Source organism: Spongiibacter thalassae, from assembly GCF_012272835.1.
Classification (GTDB): Bacteria; Pseudomonadota; Gammaproteobacteria; order Pseudomonadales; family Spongiibacteraceae; genus Spongiibacter; species Spongiibacter thalassae.
In genome coordinates this window covers 256,155-273,990 of the sequence record NZ_JAAWWK010000006.1, presented here as the reverse complement: position 1 = coordinate 273,990, position 17,836 = coordinate 256,155, and the positions used below count along the sequence as shown (strand labels likewise).

The following is a 17,836-nucleotide window of genomic DNA, read 5'->3' as shown; positions in this document are numbered from 1 at the left end:
GCGACATATTTCCCTGTTGTACCGCAAAAGCCCCTATACGCCGTTACGTCAGCGGGTATTGATCGATTTTCTGGTGGAGGCGTTCAGGCAGTAGGGGCAATCATAACAGTCGATTGACCGCGCTGTTCAATTGCGGACTGTGCTCTTTTACCCGGCGCACCCCGCGGGCCAGAATATGGTCGGCGATCACCGGCCCGAGGCGTTCGCACAGCAACACATAAAACTGATTCAGCAGAGTTTGTAGCAAACTGTTGGAGGTACTTGTTAGCGACAGCGTTTCGCGATTGCCCAGCCAGCGCTGCAAGGACTCTCTGACCGGCAGCGGTAGTTGCTGTTGCCGTAGAGCAGCGAGGTAATCGATACGGATTTTATGCCGCTGGCTGTCATCGAGCTGGGCCATCATGGCCAGCATCAGTGCGGAAAAGGCCTGGCTGAGTGCATCGGCACCTGAAGTTTTGGCAGTGGTAGAGGCTGCGCGTGCTGTGACTTCGCCCGCGGGAAGCTGGCCCATTGCGTGGATCAAACTGCGCAGCACAGTGGAGCGCTTCTCTGGAATGGCGTAGGCCTGACAAATATCGGCCACATAGCGTTGCAAGGCCAGACTGGGTTGGTCGGCATAGCGATTTTCCCAATGGGTGATAGCCCGGCTAAGCTCGGCCTCCGCCAGATAGGTCGCCAGGCCCTCGCGAATGGCCTGCCGCCGGTGATCCAGGCTCAGTGTATTCATGCCCGCACCTCGCCGCTGTCTATCCGTTCTGAGGTATAAGCCGTGGTGTTCGAGTGGAATTCCGGGTAGCCGATTTCGGCGTGCTCGCTCAAATCCAGCCCCCGTTGTTCATGGAGTGTCGGCGCGCGTAACCCAATGATCTTGTCGATAGCGAAGTACATCATCAGCGCGCAGCCGAAGGTCCAGATGAAGCAGGCGGTAATCCCCACCAGCTGCACTGCGACGAGCTGGGTGTTGAACATATTGCCAGTAAAAAACAGGCCTGCAGCCAGAGTGCCCCAGGCGCCTGCGACACCATGGGCGGAAACGGCACCGACAACATCGTCGAGCTGCCAGCGCAGCAGGGCGTGACTGCTCAAGGTGCAAACAATGCCGCCGATGGCGCCGGTGAGGGCCGCGTACAGGGGGAGCATGGAGGCACAGCCCGCGGTGATGGCCACCAGCCCGGCAATGCTGCCATTCACTGTTTCGGTCAGCAAAATAGGCCGTCTGCCAAGTACCGCAAGAAGCATACTGGCGGTGGCGCCCGCTGCGGCGGCAAGTTGGGTGTTTAGATTGATTAAACCGATATCTGCCGAGGCAGCGAGTGTCGAACCACCGTTAAAGCCAAACCAACCAAACCACAGAATAAACCCACCGATGGCGACGAAACCGAGGTTGTGCCCGCGGAGTTCCCGTGGCCGTCCGCTGCGGTCAAACCGCCCAAGGCGCGGGCCCAATACCACGATGCCTGCTAACGCTGTCCAGGCACCGACGGAATGCACAACAGTCGAACCGGCAAAGTCGATAAAGCCGAGCTTGGCCAGCCAGCCATCGGCATTCCACACCCAGCTGCCAAAAATCGGATAAATGACGGCGGTGATGACGAAGGCGCCAACGAGGTAGGCGTCAAAGCGGGTGCGTTCCGCCATAGCCCCACTGGCGATAGTGACCACTGTGGCGGCAAACATCGTCTGGAATAGCAGTACCCCGTAGGTGTTGGGGTCGCTGTCGTTAATCAAAAAGAGGTCGGTGCCAATAAAACCACTGGGGTTGCTGCCAAACATCAGGCCGTAACCCAGTAACCAGAACACCAGGGTGCCCAGGCAGACATCCATGTAATTTTTCATCACTACGTTAAGGGCGTTCTTGGAACGTGACATACCACTTTCCAGCAGGGCAAAACCCGCCTGCATGAAAAACACCAGGGCGCTGGCGGTAACCAGCCACACCATATCCGTGGCGGTTTGGTCTGTATCAGCAAAAGCGCTGGCGGGCAGTATGAGGAGGAGTGGAACAAAACGGTGCGGTTTTATCATGCAGTTTCAGACCCCTGAGGAGTGTTTGCACCGGGCTGGTGCTCTGTGTGTGCATGATGTAGCAACCGCTGTGCCAGCTGTTGCTCGAATTGCTGCAGCTGTGACTCTGCGTGCTCTGGCAGCCGAAGGTGATGGGCGTCATTGTGGGCGCATTGCTGCACTCTGGCAGGGCGCGTGGTTTCCGTTGGTGCAGCTTCGACGGTGTCGAGGGAATCCGCGAAAAAAACTCACCGCTCCGGCCACTGTTGCGGTTGCAGTGTGAAGTCGGTGAGATCGTAGCCCATTGCTGCAATTTTATTCGTCAGCGCTTGCAGGCGTGCTGGCGGCAACGTGGGGGAGCGGGCCATCAGCCATACATAGTCCCGGGCCTGGCGGGCAATAATGGTTTCAGAATAATCCTTAGAGACATAGGCGATACGGTAGTCGGCGGAGAAGGGCCAGAAGAACTGCATGTCCCACTGGGTATTGCCGGTGCCGGCAACGGGCTTTGCGGTGGGCCGGTAAGTCTTTACGGGCCCGTTGGGACTACCGTGATTGAAGCGGTAGGTGACTGCGATAGTGCCCTCCTCGGTGAGGGTGTAGCTTTCCACGCCATTGTGGGCGTGGCGCTCCGGGTAGAGGGGGATAAAGCCAATGACATACCAGTCGCCCATAAATCTATTGAGGTCCACCTCTGCGGGGCGGGGCAAAGGGCCGTGTGGGTTTGCGCAGGCTGAAGTCAGCAGTGCCAGAGTGATTAACAGAGGTAGCCGTTGCATGGGGTCTCGCCGTGACTGTTTTCAGGTTTACGCAGCTGCGCCTGTTATGGAGCACCGCAATAAATGGAATCGACATTGCTCTACTGTGGGAGGACCTACGTAAGCAGTAGTGATGGCAAGGCCTATAATGTGAGGAGAGCACGATGATGCTGATACTAATGCTGATTGCTACGGCAGCGGTGGTGTGTGTTTTGTGGGCAGGGGGGAGCGAGGATCACCGCTCGCGTCAGCCGGTGTGTGTTCGTCATTCCGACGAAGATGAGGAGTTTTGACACTTCTTAACGGTTTTTAACAGGGGAGCGATATGGCAGAACATATTTTTGTTACCGGTGGCACCGGATTTGTCGGCGAGCATCTGGTTCCGGCGCTGCTTGCCCTCGGTCATCGGGTGACCGTCTTGACTCGCAATCCGCGGTCGTCGCCTCGACCTGAACTCGACTATGTGACAGAACTGGGCGACGGGCGTCACTGGTCCTACACGCAGGTCATCAATCTGCAGGGTGAAAACCTCTTTGCACGCCGCTGGAGCGAACGCCAGAAACAGATCATGCGCGATAGCCGTATCGCCTTCACTCGAGCACTGGTAGAGGAGATGGCTAAAGCGCCCCGGGTGCGAAAACTTGTCTCAGCCTCGGCAATTGGCTACTACGGTATGACCGGTGATGAGCCCCTTGGCGAAGACAGCGCTCCGGGGCAGGATTTTTCCGCGAAACTATGCTGCGACTGGGAGGCGGAGGCAACGCGAGCGTCAAACAGTCAGATTACTGTACACCTCGTCCGTCTCGGCGTGGTGCTGGGCAATGGCGGCGCGCTGGCGAAATTGCTGCCCCAATTCAAGCTGGGAGGCGGCGGTCGCATTGCATCGGGCAGACAGTGGTTCAGTTGGATACACATCGACGATGTGGTGAAGATATTTTTGGCTTGTGTGCAGGGAAACATTGATGAACCGGTGATCAACGCGACCGCGCCGCACCCGGTGAACAACCGTGAATTTACCGACACCCTCGGCCGAGTGGTGAAGCGCCCCACGTTGTTTGTCACGCCGGGGTGGCTACTGAGACTGCTCCTGGGAGAAGCTGCGACATTATTGATCGGTGGACAGCGGGTGGTGCCACAGGTGTTGCTGGAAAAGGGCTTTGAATTTCGTTATCCGACTCTGGAAGCGGCCCTGCGGGCCGAGGCCTGACACTTTCGCACTTTCGGGGTCTGTCCCCGGGGACAGACCCCGGCAGGGGTCAGTGGCTGTTGCGGGTGATTTTGTCCAGATAGCCCATCGCAAAGGCCGAGGCGACAAAGGTGAGGTGAATGATCACGTACCATTTCAGGTAGGTCGTATCGATATTTTCGGTATTCACAAACACCTTGAGCAAATGGATTGAAGAAATCGCGACAATCGACGCGGCGACTTTGTTCTTCAGAGTGCCGGAGTCTACCTTGCCCAGCCAGCTGAGTTTCTCCCGGCCTTCGTCGATGTCCAACTGTGAGACAAAGTTTTCATAACCGCTGAACATCACCATCACCAGCAGGCCGCCAACCAGGGCCATATCAATCAGCGACAGCACCAGCAGCACCAGGTCCGCTTCCTTCATCGCAAAAATCATCGGCATGTGATGAATGATTTCCTGGAAAAACTTCAAACCCAGCATAAACAGCGCAAGGCTCAGGCCGATATAAATCGGTGCCAGAATCCAGCGCGCACCGTACATCAAATTTTCAACAAAACGTTCCATGGGACTCTCAAGGTGGACAGATTTGCCGGCATTATACGGTGCACTGCCGGGTTGGGGACAGACCCCGGGGTCTGTCCCCAATTATGTTAAATGCTGAGGTTGAACAGGTCGATGACGCCGACGGCGATCAGGTAGCCCGCTACGATGTAATTCAGCAGGCGGGGTTTGATGAGTATGGCGGCGCCGGCGGCGATGGAAATTAACGGCACGATGTCGAGAGTAATGGTCATGGTGTGTCCTTGCTGAATGAGTTCAGAGGTTTGAACATACAGGTCGTCGCGAGTTCATCGGCTGCGACGTTTCGTTGTGGATCCGGTAGTGGTTACAGCTCTGTATCCCTTTGTGTTGGCGGCGATCGCCTGAAAATTATAGTAGGATACGGCGCTTGGCTATGTCACTGATGTGGGTCTCCATGGCATAACCTGCTTCGCTAACGGGTGTTCCGAGAGTATTCGGAACTTCATGTATTACTATAATTTATTAAAGGGCGTGGAAGTGAATTTAAACCAGAAAGTTGTCGTAATTACCGGTGCATTGGGCACTCTTGGACGGGCAATGTCGTCAACGGCCGTGGCGGCCGGCGCTACCGTTGTCGGCGTGGATTGTGTCAGTGGTGAGCCGGAGGCGGGAGTCGCGGCGTGTCATGTCATCGACCTGCTGGATTCTGCCAAGACCAAGGCCGGGTTTGCCGAGATCGCGCAAGCTCACGGTAAGATCGACGCTATTGTAAATATCGCAGGGGGCTTTGTCTGGGAAACCCTGGAAGACGGCTCGATCGATTCCTGGGACCGCATGTACCAACTCAACGTGCGCACGGCGGCCAATGCCTGTCAGGCGACCTTGCCGCATTTTCCGAAAAGTGGCGGCCGTGTCGTGAATATCAGTGCGGCAGGGGCGGTGAAGGCGGCCATGGGTATGGGGGCCTACGCGGCATCCAAGTCTGGCGTAGCCCGCTTGACCGAGGCGCTGGCGGAGGAGCTGAAGGCGAAAAACATCACGGTGAATGCGGTGATGCCAAGCGTTATCGACACCGCGCCCAATCGTGCGGATATGCCCGATGCGGACTTCTCTGCTTGGGTGAGCCCCAAGGCCCTGGCCGAGGTGATTCTGTTCCTGTTAAGTGATGCGTCGGAGCCGATTACCGGTGCCTTGATTCCGGTTACCGGACGCGTATAAGCGTCGTTTTACGGGGCAGAGTGCACGGGTTGAACTGGCGCCAGCCGCTGTGGTTCTAACCGTGCATTCGCCCTGAAAAAATGGAGTCTGACTATGCTATCGCTGACCAATTCCGCACTTCTTCGTCATCAAGCCTACACTGATGGCCGCTGGCACGACGCCGCTTCCGGTGAGTATATTGAGGTGTTTAATCCTGCCACCGGAGAACAGGTGGGCCGCGTTCCCCGGCTGAGTGCGGAGGAAACCCGATCAACCATTGTGGCGGCGGAGGCGGCACTGAAGTCCTGGCGGGCGCACACCGCAAAGGTGCGTGGTGGTTATCTGCGGCGGTGGTACGAGTTGATACTGGCCAACGCCAACGATATTGCGCAGATCATGACGGCGGAGCAGGGTAAACCGCTGGCGGAGGCCAAGGGGGAGGTGCAGTATGCGGCGTCGTTTATCGAGTGGTTTGCCGAAGAGGGCAAGCGCGCATACGGCGATGTGATTCCCAGCCCCGCAGACGATAAAAGGTTGCTGGTGGTTAAAGAGCCGGTAGGTGTGTGCGCGGCGATTACGCCGTGGAATTTTCCCGCCGCGATGATTACCCGCAAGGCCGCGCCGGCATTGGCAGCCGGCTGCACCATGATTGTTCGTCCGGCGGACGCCACGCCATTAACCGCGCTGGCCCTGGCGGCACTGGCCGAGGAGGCGGGTATCCCCGCCGGTGTTTTCAATGTCATTACCGGCAAGGCACAGGTAATTGGCGCAGAATTAACCGGCAATAATACAGTGCGCAAGCTGTCCTTCACCGGCTCTACCGAGGTGGGGCGGGTGCTGATGGAGCAGTGCTCTCCCGGATTGAAAAAGCTGTCGCTGGAGCTCGGCGGCAACGCGCCCTTTATCGTGTTTGATGACGCTGACCTCGACGCGGCGGTGGAGGGGGCGATCGCTTCCAAATTTCGCAATGCGGGCCAAACCTGCGTTTGCACCAACCGTTTTTATGTTCACGACAGGATCTACGACGCCTTTGCCGAAAAGCTGTCGGCGGCAGTCGGCGAGCTGAAGGTGGGCAATGGTACCGAGTCGGGGGTCACCCAGGGGCCGCTGATCGACGCCTCGGCGGTGAGCAAGGTCGAGGAACATATCGACGATGCCGTTCAGCAGGGCGCTCGAGTGATCCGCGGTGGTCAGAGGCTGTCCGAGGGGGAAAATTTCTTTGCACCCACAGTGCTCGCCGATGTTAATCAACAGATGCTCATCGCCCGGGAAGAAACCTTCGGCCCCGTTGCACCACTGATTCGCTTCAGCAGCGACGACGAGGTGATTCAAATGGCAAATGACACCGAGTTCGGTCTGGCGAGCTACTTTTACAGCCGCGATATCGGGCGCGTATGGCGGGTTGCCGGTGCCCTGGACTACGGCATGGTTGGCATCAACACCGGGCTGATTTCCAATGAAGTGGCACCCTTTGGCGGGGTGAAACAGTCGGGCTTTGGGCGCGAAGGTTCCCGATATGGTCTGGACGAATACATGGTGATGAAATACCTGTGTATGGGCGGTCTGGACAGCTGATTGTCGGGGGGGACAGACCCCGATATCAGGAGTAGTATGGTCGAATAAGTGGTAAATATTCGTCGGGTGGTGCCGTCGCGAGTGCCGCTGGACGCCGTCTGCAATGGATACGTTGAGGGATGCGAGATGACAGGATGCACGCGTTTTCAGCCCCATATTCGCCCACGTTTATTCCGTGGAATGCTGCTGTCTTTTGTCGGGGTCGGCGGCTTGATGTTGTCGGCCTGTGGCGGCGGAGGGTCATCGACACCGGCGCCGAGTTCAGACCCTGCCCAGTTCACCGGCTTGCTTAAACCTGTCGCGAGTGAGGAGGAATTTCTCAGCGCGATGGAGGCGGCCTATTCCAGTGATGCCGATGCGCGCAATCGCAGCGAGGGTGAGGCCTTTCCCGTTGCTGCTGCCGGTGGGTCCCAGGAAGACTCCGGGACCTCGGCCAGCTATACCACCACCTATACTCAGGAAGTCGATGTCGATGAAATCGACGTCGTAAAGTACGACGGCGAGCATCTCTACATCGTGCCCAGCCAGCAATTCAGCTGCTGTTACGCGACATTCACCAGTAGTACCACACCAGCGGGGGAGAGCGATGGCAGCCAAGCGCCGGAGCAGTCACCGCAACCGGCCATTCGTATTCTCGCCACCGATACCGCTGCGGCCACCGCCACGCAAGTCGCGACCATCCCCCTGGGAGAGGGGGAATATGTGCAGGGCCTGTATATACTGCCTGATAAAGACGCCCTGCTGACCGTCGGTACGCAAAATCTCCATATGGGCTACGGCGTGTATTGGTTTGATCTGTGGGCCTGGCAGCAGCAGAACGTGCGCGTGGACTACTACGATGTCAGCACCGCGAGTGCGCCCGGCAAGTCCTGGAGCGTGGAGCTGGAGGGCGGCTTTGTTGATAGTCGCCGGGTCGGCGACACCGTATATGTGGTCAGTCGTCACACCCCGACCCTGGACAATATTCACTACTACCCGACCACTGAGCAGGAGTATGAGTCCAACCGCAATGCGTTCAAATCGCTGAACAGCGAAGACCTTATTCCCAAGCTGACCATTCGCCGGGGCGCCGATGAGCAGACTCGACCACTGTTTGCCCCCCAGGACTGCATGATCACCAACGAGGGGCGAGTCAGCGATGATCGCTCGGGCTACCAGACCCTCACCAGCATTACTGCTATCGCCATCGACGACCCGCTTAACCCCCAAACCCTGTGTTACAACGAATCGGCGGCGGGGGTCTATGTTTCGTCCAGCGCCATTTATCTGAGCGATGTTCGCTACGGTGAAGGTGAATCACTGACTCGCATTCACAAATTTGCCCTCGGCAGCGGCAAGCCGCGCTACCGTGGATCGGCAGAAGTAGGCGGCTACCTGTGGACCGGCGGCCAGCGGGATTTCCGTATATCCGAACACGATGGCAGGCTGCGGGTGTTTACCACCCGCTGGACCGGTGACGACGATGACCGTCAGGATCACACCCTTTACCTGCTGGAAGAAGCCGACACCGGCGAGTCGCTGGAGATCGTGGCGCAGCTGCCCAACAATGCTCGTCCGGCAGAAATAGGCAAACCCAACGAGGGGCTGTTCGGAGTGCGTTTTGTCGGTGACCGCGCCTATGCCGTGACCTTTGAGCAGATCGACCCCCTGTATGTGATTGATCTGAGTAACCCGCGTGACCCGTTTATCGCCGGGTCGATGGATTTGCCAGGGTTCTCCGACTTCCTTCACCCGATTGGTGACGATTTGTTACTGGGTTTGGGCACCACCGCCGACCGCAATTCGCAGGTAAAACTGGAACTGTTTGACGTATCCGATGCTACCTCGCCGGTATCCCGCGGCGTTGCGCTGATCGGCAGTGGCGACAGCTGGAATTGGTCAGAGGCCCAGTACAACCGCCACGCGTTTAGCTATTTGGCGGGTGATAACCGCGACCGTTTTGCAGTGCCGGTGCAAAGTTCGGGGCGTCACACCGACGGGGACTATTACAACATCGAAGCGTTGTATCTGTTTGAGGTCAACAATACCCTCGACGCCGGCGCCGCATCACTTGACGCAAAGGGCAGTGTGCAGGCCAGCTGGCCGGACAACCCGGACTGGTATGGCGGCTACCGGCATCGCTCGGTGATCGACGGCGACGCCGTTTATTTTATTTCCGGCGACTATGTCTGGTCGGCATTGTGGGACACCCCTCTGCAAGTCAGTGGCCCCCAGTAATGTGTGCAGGAATGAGGAGTAGGGCGGTATGACTGAAGGCAGCGATGTGCGCGATCAACTGGCACTGGAACGTACCCGGCTGGCCAATGAGCGCACGTTTCTGGCTTACATTCGCACTGGCCTGTCGCTGTTGGCGGCGTCCGCCGTGCTATTCCAGTTCTTTTCCACATTGAACGCGTATCTCGCTGTAGCCTGGCTGTTAGTGGCGGCGGGTGGTGTGGTGCTGGCGGTGGGTGTCTGGCGTTTCTACACAGTGCGGCGACGTTTGAATAGGGGTTGTTATGTGCAAAAAAAGCAGCATCAGCTAAGGGACGAGAGTTGAAGCACATCGGAGCCTTGAAACCTGACAGGCTAGTCGATCTCTTAAATTGGATCGGTATCCCACTTGCACTGCTCTATATCGCAAGCATGTTTGTGTATCCCTGGTTTGATAAGGGGTGGGATTGGGGTCTCGTTCAGAACGTATGGGATAGATGGCAGAGCCTAAATGTTGGTATGCTAGCATTTGTTTCAAGCATTATTGCTTTCAACATAGCTCGCTTTAACGCCAACAAACAGCGCGAGAGAGATTTTCAGGCCACAAAAGCATTTCTTCCCGCAGCCCTTGCCGAGCTATTGGATTATCTTAAATTAAGTGCGGCAGCCCTTGTTGAAGGCTGGGACGCAAACGGCACGCAACCCCTTTCTACCGAAGCACCTATGCTACCTGATGAATACAAGGAAATATTCCAGCAGTGTATTAGGTGCGCGAAACCAGATGTAGGTGATTATCTTTCGAAAATTCTGGTCCGGCTTCAGATCCATAACTCCCGCATAAGGGGGTACGTTGAAAATTACAAAAGTTCTGAACTAGCCGATCCGGATCGGCACAATATACTCACGTACTTGTACCGTCTTGGCGAGCTTCAAGCTCTCATCGGAAAGTTATTTGGCTTTGCGAGGAATGAAGAGGAGTTCAACAATGCCCCGCTGGAATGGGAGGATTTTCGAAACGCATTTGGAAATTTGGATATCTGGGTAGAAGATTACCGTATTGATGAAACCATGAATTTGGAAGATTTTACAAAGCGGGCAATCGCAAGAAGTGAGAATACATAGCAAGTGTATTCATAAGCCCCGACAGAACTGGCTCAGCCAAGCATTGCCAGTCCCCCCAACAGCACAGTAAACCACACCACCAGCAGTGCACTGCGCCAGTACCAATTAATATCCGACTGCTTTTGCAACAGCTGTTTTGCCTCGGCGAAGGCTGTGGTGATCGGGGTTGAGGTCGAGGGTTTTCGCGGGGAGAGGGTGGCGATAAGCAGGGCGGTGAGCACGGCAACAGCAAACCCCGATACATTCCACCACAGCCAGGATACCTCGGGTAAAAATAACCAGCATCCCGCATTGGCGATGATGCCGGAGAACAGCCCCGCAACCACGTGGGCGCCGCGAACGCGGTGGGTGGTCATGCCCAGTACAAATACCGCCAGGATCGGGCCATTGGCCAGAGAACCGATTTTATTGATGGCTTCAAGCACAGTGGGTGCGATGTCAGCGACGAAAAAAGCCATGCCAATGGTAATGCTCCCCCAGATAATGGTTATGCACCGGGAATACAGTAGCTCCTGCTGCGGACTCAGTGTGCGGGAAGAAAAACGCAGTACGAAATCCTCCATCGTGGTGGCACTGAGGGAGTTAATTACCGAATCCAGCGACGACATGGCGGCGGCAAACAGCGCGACCAGGCTCAAGCCCACCAGTCCCGTCGGCAGGGCATTTATCATATACAGCGGCACCGCAAGATTGTATTCGGGGCGGTCATTATTCACGGGCAGGGCCGCGACAAAGTCCGGGTGTTGTGCGCTGTACACGGCGATACCCGCGCCGACCATGCAGTAGAGCAATACCAGAGGGAAGCGCAGCAGGCCGTTTATCAGCAGGGCATTGTTGGTGGCATCGATGTTCCGCGTGCTTAATTGTCGCTGCACCTGACTTTGGTCGCAGCCATAGTAAGACACATACAAAAACAGACCGCCAAACAGCATCGGCCAAAAGGCAAAGGTCTGGCCGTCACCCAGCCCGTGGTGGGCGAAGTCCAGCGCGTTTTTCCGCTCTGGCGCAAAGGACTGCCACAGCGTGGTGATACCGCCACCGGCGTCGAGGAGAAAGGCCAGTACCAGTGCCAGCATTACCACCAGTATCAGCAACTGCAGCACATCACTGTAGATCACTCCGCGAATGCCGCCCAGCACATCGTAGACCACGGTAAACGCGCCGAGTAGCAGCACTGACGCGACAAAGCCCAAACCGGTAATAAGCTCGATGACCAGCGCGATGCTGTATACCGTCACGGCGGTGGCGAAGGCCCGTACAAAAAGGAATAGCCCACTCAGGGTCAGCCGCGTCGGCAGGTCATAGCGCTGCTCGAGATAGCCGTAGACCGACACCAGCTGCCGGTGACGGAACAGCGGCATGGCAAACAGCATCAGCGCAATCATCGCCAGCGGCACTGCCAGCTCATATTGCAGCCAGACCATGCCGCCGCCTGCAGCAAAGGCAACAAAGGCCGGTGCGCCGAGAATGCTGTTGGTGGAACACTGGGTGGCCATAATAGACAGCCCAACGGGCCAGGGCCCAAGATTGCGGCCGCCGACATAGTAGTCCTCGCGGTTGTGCTGTCCTCTGGCCAGAGCGGCGGCCATGCCGAGCAGCCCAAGGCAGTACAAGGCGATAACGAGCCAATCCAGCCAGGTGATGTTATGGGTCATGTTGTTGTAATGATCTCCGTTGCGACGCTACATCGAGCCTGTCATGAGAGATACAAGGTCTGTGCCAATGGGGCTGCCTCCTTGGGGATAGGCACTATTATTGCTTCGCATCAAGGCACTTCCATCCTTCACTCTGACCCTGGAATGCCTGCCTATGTCACGTTTGCGCAATCTCTCCCGGTTATGCCTTATCACCCTGTTCACTCAGGTTTTGGGAGTAACTTTGGCCCATAGTGGTGCACTGTCGTCACTTTACGATGCTGTGCCGGCCCCGCCCGTGGCGGTAGCCGCCGCCCAGACCTGGCTGCAGCAGGGCGAGATCTCCCATCCCGATGTGCTTTCAGTGCGCGCTGAACTGGCCGCGCAGCGCGAGCAGGTCGCCGGGTTGAACGGGGGGCAGCTTCCGCCGAGTCTGGCGCCGGTGCCGGATAATCTCCCCGCTACCGCTGAATTTCAGGCGGCGGCGCGCAGCTATGGGGTATATCTGGTCAGGCATCAGGGCAATAAAACCCCCGAGGCGCAGCTGGCCAAACGCAAACGCTGGCTTCAACGGGCCTATGGCCAGAAACAGCTGGATATCAGCAAGGCAATGACCCCCTGCGATTCGCCCTGCAAGGACGCCGCCGTGGTGGCAGCCAACGAACCCTGGCTAAAACAACGCGCATTTGAATTGCGCACAGAGCTGCGTTCCTGGCAGGCTCTGTTCGACGACTGGAAAAAAACTCGAATGGGAAATATCTATACCGCCGAGTCGCGACTGGAGGCCCTGGGCGATCCCGCCGCGACAAACGCTGCTGGACGACAGCTCATTGCCCGCTACCGGGCGGCCATGCTTGATGAAATCGCGCTGTTATTGTCGATCACCGAGTTGAGTGTGCTGCGCATTGACGCCATCAACCGGGGGCTGGATGGTTCCGAGTCAGATGCCATTACCGGTGCGAGTAAAAAGGCCAAGTAGTATTCCGGGTCGCGGATCACGCCGCTTCTTTCCCGCTAAAAATCACGTAAACTGAACGCCTGATGGATAAAAGTGAGGCGGTTCATGCGGAATCTGGCGGCACAGAGTAGACGCAGTTTTTTACGCAATGTGTTTCTTGGTGGGGTGGCGCTGGGCGCGGCACCATGGCCGGCCCTGGCGAAGGCGTCGGCAGACCGGGTTGCGGGAGAGCTGAAATTGGCTGCCGGGCCGCTGGCGAAGCTGCCGCCGATTGAGAAGAAGGTGATTGCCGATGGCGTTGCCCGGGGTATCGACGATCGCTTGTATGCGCCGAAGGGATTTGAAGTCCGTTGTGTCGCCCGTCACGGCCTCGATCCATTGACGATGGCGGCCGGGGGCGACGGCTACCACTGGCATCGTGACCCCGACGGCGGAGCTGTCTTTCCCGCCGACGATGGTGGCTGGGTCTATGCCTGTAACAGCGAGGCGGTGCCCGGCGGAGTGGGCGCGTTGCGCTTTGATGCCGCCGGCAATAAAACCGCCGCCTACCGCGTGCTCGACGATACACGTCGCAACTGCGCCGGCGGCGCGACCCCCTGGGGCACCTGGTTGTCCTGTGAAGAAGTCTCGGACGGTCTGGTTTATGAGTGCGACCCCTTCGGCAGCACCGCCGATGCGGTGGTGAAGCCGGCGCTGGGGGCCTTTCCCCACGAAGCCTGTGCCATCGACCCCATCCACCACACCTGCTACCAAACCGAAGATGGTGGCAACCAGCGTTTTTATCGCTTCGTCTCCACCCCTGAGGATCTGACCGACCTTCCGGGGGGCGGCAAGCGCATGGGGCTTGAAAAGGGTGAGCTGCAAGTCATGTCGGTGGCGGGGTTTGAAAATGGCGGAAAACCCAAGGCCAGCGATCTGCGTCTGCCACGCCGGGTGAACTGGGTGCCAGCAGGCGGTGACGCGGGCACCTATTTCGCCGGTGGCGAGGGCCTTTGGTACCACGAGGTGCCGGTGTCGATGCAAATGCCCCCGGTTGAGGGCCTCAAGCCGACCCGTGGTGTAATGTTCTTCGCGACCAAAAAAGACAACCGCATCTACGCCTATGATATCGAGAACGCGCTGGTGGAGATCGTGTTCGATAACGACAATCAGCAGCAAATGAGCTCGGTGGACGAGCGAGGCAAGCTGCGGCGTGGTCCGCGCTTTAGTCAGGTCGATAATGTGGTGGTCAGCCCCGCCGGTGATGTGGTGGTTGCCGAGGATGGCAGCTCGCAGCGGTTGATGGTAATCGTGCCCAACGGCCAGCCCCAGTTGTTGATGCAAATAATCGGTGGCGACTCGGAAATTACCGGGCCGGCCTTTACCCCTGACGGCTCGCGCTTGTATTTCAACAGCCAGCGGGGCCCGGACGGTGTGGGTGGCTTTCTCGGCGCAACCTACGAGATGCATATTCCCCCCGAATACCGCCGCCGGCCCCGGCGCGGCTGAGGCCGAAGTCGCCGTCGTCTCTGATGATCCCCCCTGTTTTCTTGAATATCGGGCTGGAATAGCGATAATTGGCTGCGTATTGCAGCAGGATAACCCTGCTGCCCATCGTTGGCCGCCAGTGAACGCCGCCTGTAATAAGCCGTCCATAACAACAACGGGCGCCGCCGATGATGACAACATCAGGAAATCATGTCGCAACTATTGCCGCACCACCACACATCGCCGCCCTCAGGTGGGCAGCGTCACACGACTCTTCAGGCTCAATTACAGGCGCTCACCGGCAGTGCGGGGGCGCTCAGTCACCGGGACTTTGCCGACAAGCTGGGACAGCTGATCGGCCTGTCGAATGCCATTGCCCTGTCGGAGTCGCTGCGCAGTCTCAAGCGCCTGGGGCCAAAGGGCGATGCCGGCGCCGGGTCGCTGCACCGCGAATTACTCACCGCCCGTGGTGAAATCCTCGGCTTTATCGTGAACAGCTTTGTCGATGAAGACAGCACCGAAGAAGGCGCCCCGTCGCTGCCCTTTATTCTGCCCAGGCCGCCCACCGACAGTATTGATGAGCCGGCAGAGGCCTATAAGGCCTACCAGCGGTTTTATGCCCTGCACCAGAGTGAAATGGACTACCGGCTGATCGCGCTGCGCAAGCACATGCAACAGGTGTTGACCGCGCGCTCGGCAGCATTGGCGCAACTGGCCGAACTGGATCGTAGCCTCACCGAGACCCTGGGCGATTATTCAAGGCGCGTTTTGGCGAGTATTCCCCGTTTACTGGGTCAGCGTTTTCATGCTTTGATCCGTGCCCAAATTGAACAGGATACGGCGTTGGCGCCGAATGAGGTGTTTGCGCAATGGGTTGCCGCCGGCGGTGGCCTCCAACAATTTCTGGCCGAGATGCGCGGCCTGCTGATCGCTGAGTTGGACATGCGGTTAATGCCGCTGATTGGCCTGCTGGAAGCACTGGATGTAGAGGTGGAAAACAACAATGACTAGATTAAGCTCGGTGGCGGCATTCGCTGTGGGGGGCGCGATCGTACTGTGGATGGCCATTGCCGTGGTGGGCAGCAACGCTCTGGCCTTGGTGGTGAGCCTGCTGATTGCCATTGCCTATACCGTCGGTTTTGTCGAACTGTTGAATTACCAGCGGGCCAGTCGCGGTTTGAGCGCGGCGCTGGCCGCAGCAACAGCGCCACCTGAGGGTCTGGACCGCTGGCTGGAACAGGTGCCCAACAGCCTGCGCAATGCCGTGCGCCAGCGTATTCGGGGCGACTATGTCGGCTTGCCGGCACCGCTGCTGAGCCCCTATCTGATCGGCCTGCTGGTGATGCTCGGCCTGCTCGGCACCTTTATCGGTATGGTCGATACGCTGAATGGTGCTGTTACCGCCCTGCGGGGTAGTAACGAACTTGAAGCGGTGCGCGCTGGCCTGGCTGCACCGATTCAGGGTTTGAGTATTGCCTTCGCAACCTCGGTTGCGGGGGTGAGTGCATCGGCACTGCTCGGTCTTATCTCAATTCTAAGCCGTCGTGAGCGTCTTCAGGTGTCACGGCAATTGGACGGCCGTATGGCAACGGTATTCGCCGCGTATTCACTGAGCCACCAGCGCCGCGAGGGCTATGCTGCGATGCAGGCCCAGTCCGCTGCCCTGCCCGCTGTTGTTGAGCGCCTCGACACACTGGCCGAGCGCCTGGAAACCATGGGTACAACACTGACCAGCGGGTTACAGCAGGAGCAACAACAGTTTCACCAGAATGCAGAACGCCACTACCAGCAGTTGGCAACCTCGGTTGGCGAGTCGCTGCAGCGCAGTCTTGGTGAAAGTGGTCGGCTTGCCGGGGAGAGCATGCGCCCGGTGGTCGAAACCCTGTTGGGAGATGTCCAGCGCAGCCTGCTCGATGGCCAACAGCAGTTGCAGGCAACCGCAGAAGGGCACTTGCAGGCCCTCAGCGAACGGTTTGCCACAACCGCCGAGGACTTCAGCAGTGGCTGGCAGCAGGGCCTCGCGGCTCAGCAACAGGAGAACGCCCGCCTGGAAGAAACCCTGGTTGCCAGTCTGGGTGAATTCCACGGCGAACTCAGCCGTGCCAGCGGTGCCCTGGTGGCTGAGCTGGCCGAGGGGGCCAGGCAGTGGCAGCAGCGCCAGCAGGAGGCGGAGCAACAGCGTTTGCAACAATGGCAGATGGTGTCGGCACAGAGTGCCGAACTATTGCGCGACAGCGGCGAGCAAATGGCATCGGCATTGAGTGAGTGGCAGGCCCAGCAGCGTGTTGCTGACGAGCAGCGCGTGGCCCAGTGGGAGGCAGTGTGCGCACAAAGTCGCAGTTTGATTGAGCACAACATCGAGCAGATCAATGTCGCTGCGCAACACTCCGCCGACGAACTGTTGGCGAAAATGACCGACTTGCTCACCCAATGTGAGCAGCTGGTCGCCGCACGGGCTGAGGGTGAGCAGCAATGGCAGCAAGACTTTAACGCGCGTACCGAGCAACTTAATGGCACTGTTACAGCGGCCTTTGCCGAGCTTCGTGAACAGGAAGCCGAGCGCGGTGCGGCGGCGGTACAGCGCCTTGCCGAATTGGAGTCCGCCGTAGCCGGGCACTTGTCTTCGCTGGCCACTGAGCTGACCGGGCCGATGGCCGAGCTGATGAATACCGCCTCTGAGGCACCGCGGGTGGCCGCAGAACTGATGGTTAAGCTGCGTGAAGAACTGAGTAAAAACATTCAGCGCGACAACAGCCTGATCGAAGAACGCACTGAACTGATGGCACAGCTGAATGCACTGTCGGCATCGCTGCAGCAATCCGTGAATGGTCAGCGTGAGTTGGTGGAAAATATCGTCGCCCAGTCGGCGGCGTCACTGACGGAAATCGCTGGTCGCTTTACGACCGCGCTGGAAGGTGAAACCGATAAACTGCAGAACACCGTGGCTGAGGTGGCCGATGGTGCCAGCGAACTGGCTTGCCTGGGTGAGTCCTTTGCCGCCGCCGTAACCCAGTTCGGTGAAGCAAATGCCGGTTTGCTGGACACCCTGGGGCGGGTAGAGCAGAGCCTGGTGGCCAGTACCGAGCGCAGCGATGAACAGCTGGCCTACTATGTTGCCCAGGCGCGGGAAATTATCGACAACACGCTGCTGTCGCAGCAGGCGCTGATCAAGCAGTTGGGCGATGGCCAAATAGCCATGCCCCTTGAGCAGGTGTAGCC

The 17,836-nt window shown here is 58.2% G+C and carries 17 protein-coding genes; 11 read left to right on the top strand and 6 right to left on the bottom strand.

Translation table 11 applies throughout. The features are described 5' to 3' along the window. Positions 1-100: 100 nt before the first annotated feature. The 3 genes from HCU74_RS16660 to HCU74_RS16650 form a co-directional block, all read right to left on the bottom strand. Positions 101-727, bottom strand: coding sequence for a hypothetical protein (locus HCU74_RS16660; protein ID WP_168451545.1), 627 nt, complete (start codon positions 725-727; stop codon positions 101-103). Next, complete coding sequence (locus HCU74_RS16655; protein WP_168451544.1) at positions 724-2,025, bottom strand: ammonium transporter; 1,302 nt, start codon at positions 2,023-2,025, stop codon at positions 724-726. The genes HCU74_RS16660 and HCU74_RS16655 overlap by 4 nt, the downstream gene beginning before the upstream one ends. A 227-nt stretch (positions 2,026-2,252) precedes the next feature. Continuing rightward, the gene (locus HCU74_RS16650) at positions 2,253-2,783 is read right to left on the bottom strand and encodes a lipocalin family protein (protein WP_168451543.1); all 531 of its coding nucleotides are present in this window, start codon (positions 2,781-2,783) and stop codon (positions 2,253-2,255) included. A gap of 143 nt (positions 2,784-2,926) precedes the next feature. Here HCU74_RS16650 and HCU74_RS20205 point away from each other — a divergent pair, with 143 nt between their 5' ends. Together HCU74_RS20205 and HCU74_RS16645 are read left to right on the top strand one after the other, a co-directional pair. Then, complete coding sequence (locus tag HCU74_RS20205) at positions 2,927-3,055, top strand: hypothetical protein (protein ID WP_282596050.1); 129 nt, start codon at positions 2,927-2,929, stop codon at positions 3,053-3,055. 32 nt (positions 3,056-3,087) lie between these two features. Further along, positions 3,088-3,969, top strand: a complete 882-nt coding sequence (locus HCU74_RS16645; RefSeq protein WP_168451542.1) for a TIGR01777 family oxidoreductase — start codon at positions 3,088-3,090, stop codon at positions 3,967-3,969. Positions 3,970-4,018: 49 nt separating this feature from the next. Here HCU74_RS16645 and HCU74_RS16640 read toward each other — a convergent pair whose 3' ends face one another. Both HCU74_RS16640 and HCU74_RS16635 read right to left on the bottom strand, forming a co-directional pair. Further along, the gene (locus HCU74_RS16640) at positions 4,019-4,513 is read right to left on the bottom strand and encodes a TIGR00645 family protein (protein WP_168451541.1); all 495 of its coding nucleotides are present in this window, start codon (positions 4,511-4,513) and stop codon (positions 4,019-4,021) included. Positions 4,514-4,599: 86 nt separating this feature from the next. Next, the gene (locus tag HCU74_RS16635; protein WP_168451540.1) at positions 4,600-4,743 is read right to left on the bottom strand and encodes a DUF3096 domain-containing protein; all 144 of its coding nucleotides are present in this window, start codon (positions 4,741-4,743) and stop codon (positions 4,600-4,602) included. Between the two features lie 232 nt (positions 4,744-4,975). On the opposite strand from HCU74_RS16635, the gene HCU74_RS16630 reads away from it, so the two are divergent. The 5 genes from HCU74_RS16630 (at position 4,976) to HCU74_RS16610 (ending at position 10,558) form a co-directional block, all read left to right on the top strand. Beyond that, positions 4,976-5,689: an SDR family NAD(P)-dependent oxidoreductase gene (locus HCU74_RS16630; protein ID WP_168451539.1), complete on the top strand. Its 714-nt coding sequence runs from the start codon at positions 4,976-4,978 to the stop codon at positions 5,687-5,689. Positions 5,690-5,782: 93 nt separating this feature from the next. Next, positions 5,783-7,243, top strand: coding sequence for an NAD-dependent succinate-semialdehyde dehydrogenase (locus HCU74_RS16625; protein ID WP_210425343.1), 1,461 nt, complete (start codon positions 5,783-5,785; stop codon positions 7,241-7,243). A gap of 126 nt (positions 7,244-7,369) precedes the next feature. After that, positions 7,370-9,460 (top strand): beta-propeller domain-containing protein, encoded by a 2,091-nt coding sequence (locus HCU74_RS16620; protein WP_168451538.1) that lies wholly within the window; start codon positions 7,370-7,372, stop codon positions 9,458-9,460. 28 nt (positions 9,461-9,488) lie between these two features. Further along, complete coding sequence (locus tag HCU74_RS16615; RefSeq protein WP_168451537.1) at positions 9,489-9,782, top strand: YidH family protein; 294 nt, start codon at positions 9,489-9,491, stop codon at positions 9,780-9,782. Next, positions 9,779-10,558, top strand: coding sequence for a hypothetical protein (locus tag HCU74_RS16610; RefSeq protein WP_168451536.1), 780 nt, complete (start codon positions 9,779-9,781; stop codon positions 10,556-10,558). Before HCU74_RS16615 ends, HCU74_RS16610 begins: the two co-directional genes overlap by 4 nt. 32 nt (positions 10,559-10,590) lie before the next feature. Here the strand turns inward: HCU74_RS16610 and HCU74_RS16605 are convergent, their stop codons facing one another. After that, positions 10,591-12,213 (bottom strand): sodium:solute symporter family protein, encoded by a 1,623-nt coding sequence (locus HCU74_RS16605; RefSeq protein WP_168451535.1) that lies wholly within the window; start codon positions 12,211-12,213, stop codon positions 10,591-10,593. Between the two features lie 154 nt (positions 12,214-12,367). Between HCU74_RS16605 and HCU74_RS16600 the strand changes: the two genes are divergently transcribed. From HCU74_RS16600 to HCU74_RS16585, 4 genes are all read left to right on the top strand, one after another. Continuing rightward, the gene (locus HCU74_RS16600) at positions 12,368-13,171 is read left to right on the top strand and encodes a hypothetical protein (protein ID WP_168451534.1); all 804 of its coding nucleotides are present in this window, start codon (positions 12,368-12,370) and stop codon (positions 13,169-13,171) included. 84 nt (positions 13,172-13,255) lie between these two features. Further along, positions 13,256-14,638, top strand: coding sequence for an alkaline phosphatase PhoX (locus HCU74_RS16595; RefSeq protein WP_168451533.1), 1,383 nt, complete (start codon positions 13,256-13,258; stop codon positions 14,636-14,638). A gap of 189 nt (positions 14,639-14,827) precedes the next feature. Then, complete coding sequence (locus HCU74_RS16590) at positions 14,828-15,628, top strand: DUF3348 family protein (protein ID WP_168451532.1); 801 nt, start codon at positions 14,828-14,830, stop codon at positions 15,626-15,628. After that, positions 15,621-17,834, top strand: a complete 2,214-nt coding sequence (locus HCU74_RS16585; protein ID WP_168451531.1) for a DUF802 domain-containing protein — start codon at positions 15,621-15,623, stop codon at positions 17,832-17,834. The genes HCU74_RS16590 and HCU74_RS16585 overlap by 8 nt, the downstream gene beginning before the upstream one ends. Positions 17,835-17,836 lie beyond the last annotated feature (2 nt).

Bases quoted from the DNA above. Each gene is read 5' to 3' on its own strand.
- HCU74_RS16655 (WP_168451544.1), bottom strand. From the start codon at position 2,025: ATGATAAAACCGCACCGTTTTGTTCCACTCCTCCTCATACTGCCCGCC.
- HCU74_RS16650 (WP_168451543.1), bottom strand. From the start codon at position 2,783: ATGCAACGGCTACCTCTGTTAATCACTCTGGCACTGCTGACTTCAGCC.
- HCU74_RS20205 (WP_282596050.1), top strand. From the start codon at position 2,927: ATGATGCTGATACTAATGCTGATTGCTACGGCAGCGGTGGTGTGTGTT.
- HCU74_RS16625 (WP_210425343.1), top strand. From the start codon at position 5,783: ATGCTATCGCTGACCAATTCCGCACTTCTTCGTCATCAAGCCTACACT.
- HCU74_RS16640 (WP_168451541.1), bottom strand. From the start codon at position 4,513: ATGGAACGTTTTGTTGAAAATTTGATGTACGGTGCGCGCTGGATTCTG.
- HCU74_RS16590 (WP_168451532.1), top strand. From the start codon at position 14,828: ATGTCGCAACTATTGCCGCACCACCACACATCGCCGCCCTCAGGTGGG.
- HCU74_RS16630 (WP_168451539.1), top strand. From the start codon at position 4,976: ATGTATTACTATAATTTATTAAAGGGCGTGGAAGTGAATTTAAACCAG.
- HCU74_RS16600 (WP_168451534.1), top strand. From the start codon at position 12,368: ATGTCACGTTTGCGCAATCTCTCCCGGTTATGCCTTATCACCCTGTTC.
- HCU74_RS16585 (WP_168451531.1), top strand. From the start codon at position 15,621: ATGACTAGATTAAGCTCGGTGGCGGCATTCGCTGTGGGGGGCGCGATC.
- HCU74_RS16605 (WP_168451535.1), bottom strand. From the start codon at position 12,213: ATGACCCATAACATCACCTGGCTGGATTGGCTCGTTATCGCCTTGTAC.
- HCU74_RS16645 (WP_168451542.1), top strand. From the start codon at position 3,088: ATGGCAGAACATATTTTTGTTACCGGTGGCACCGGATTTGTCGGCGAG.
- HCU74_RS16615 (WP_168451537.1), top strand. From the start codon at position 9,489: ATGACTGAAGGCAGCGATGTGCGCGATCAACTGGCACTGGAACGTACC.
- HCU74_RS16595 (WP_168451533.1), top strand. From the start codon at position 13,256: ATGCGGAATCTGGCGGCACAGAGTAGACGCAGTTTTTTACGCAATGTG.
- HCU74_RS16635 (WP_168451540.1), bottom strand. From the start codon at position 4,743: ATGACCATTACTCTCGACATCGTGCCGTTAATTTCCATCGCCGCCGGC.
- HCU74_RS16660 (WP_168451545.1), bottom strand. From the start codon at position 727: ATGAATACACTGAGCCTGGATCACCGGCGGCAGGCCATTCGCGAGGGC.
- HCU74_RS16620 (WP_168451538.1), top strand. From the start codon at position 7,370: ATGACAGGATGCACGCGTTTTCAGCCCCATATTCGCCCACGTTTATTC.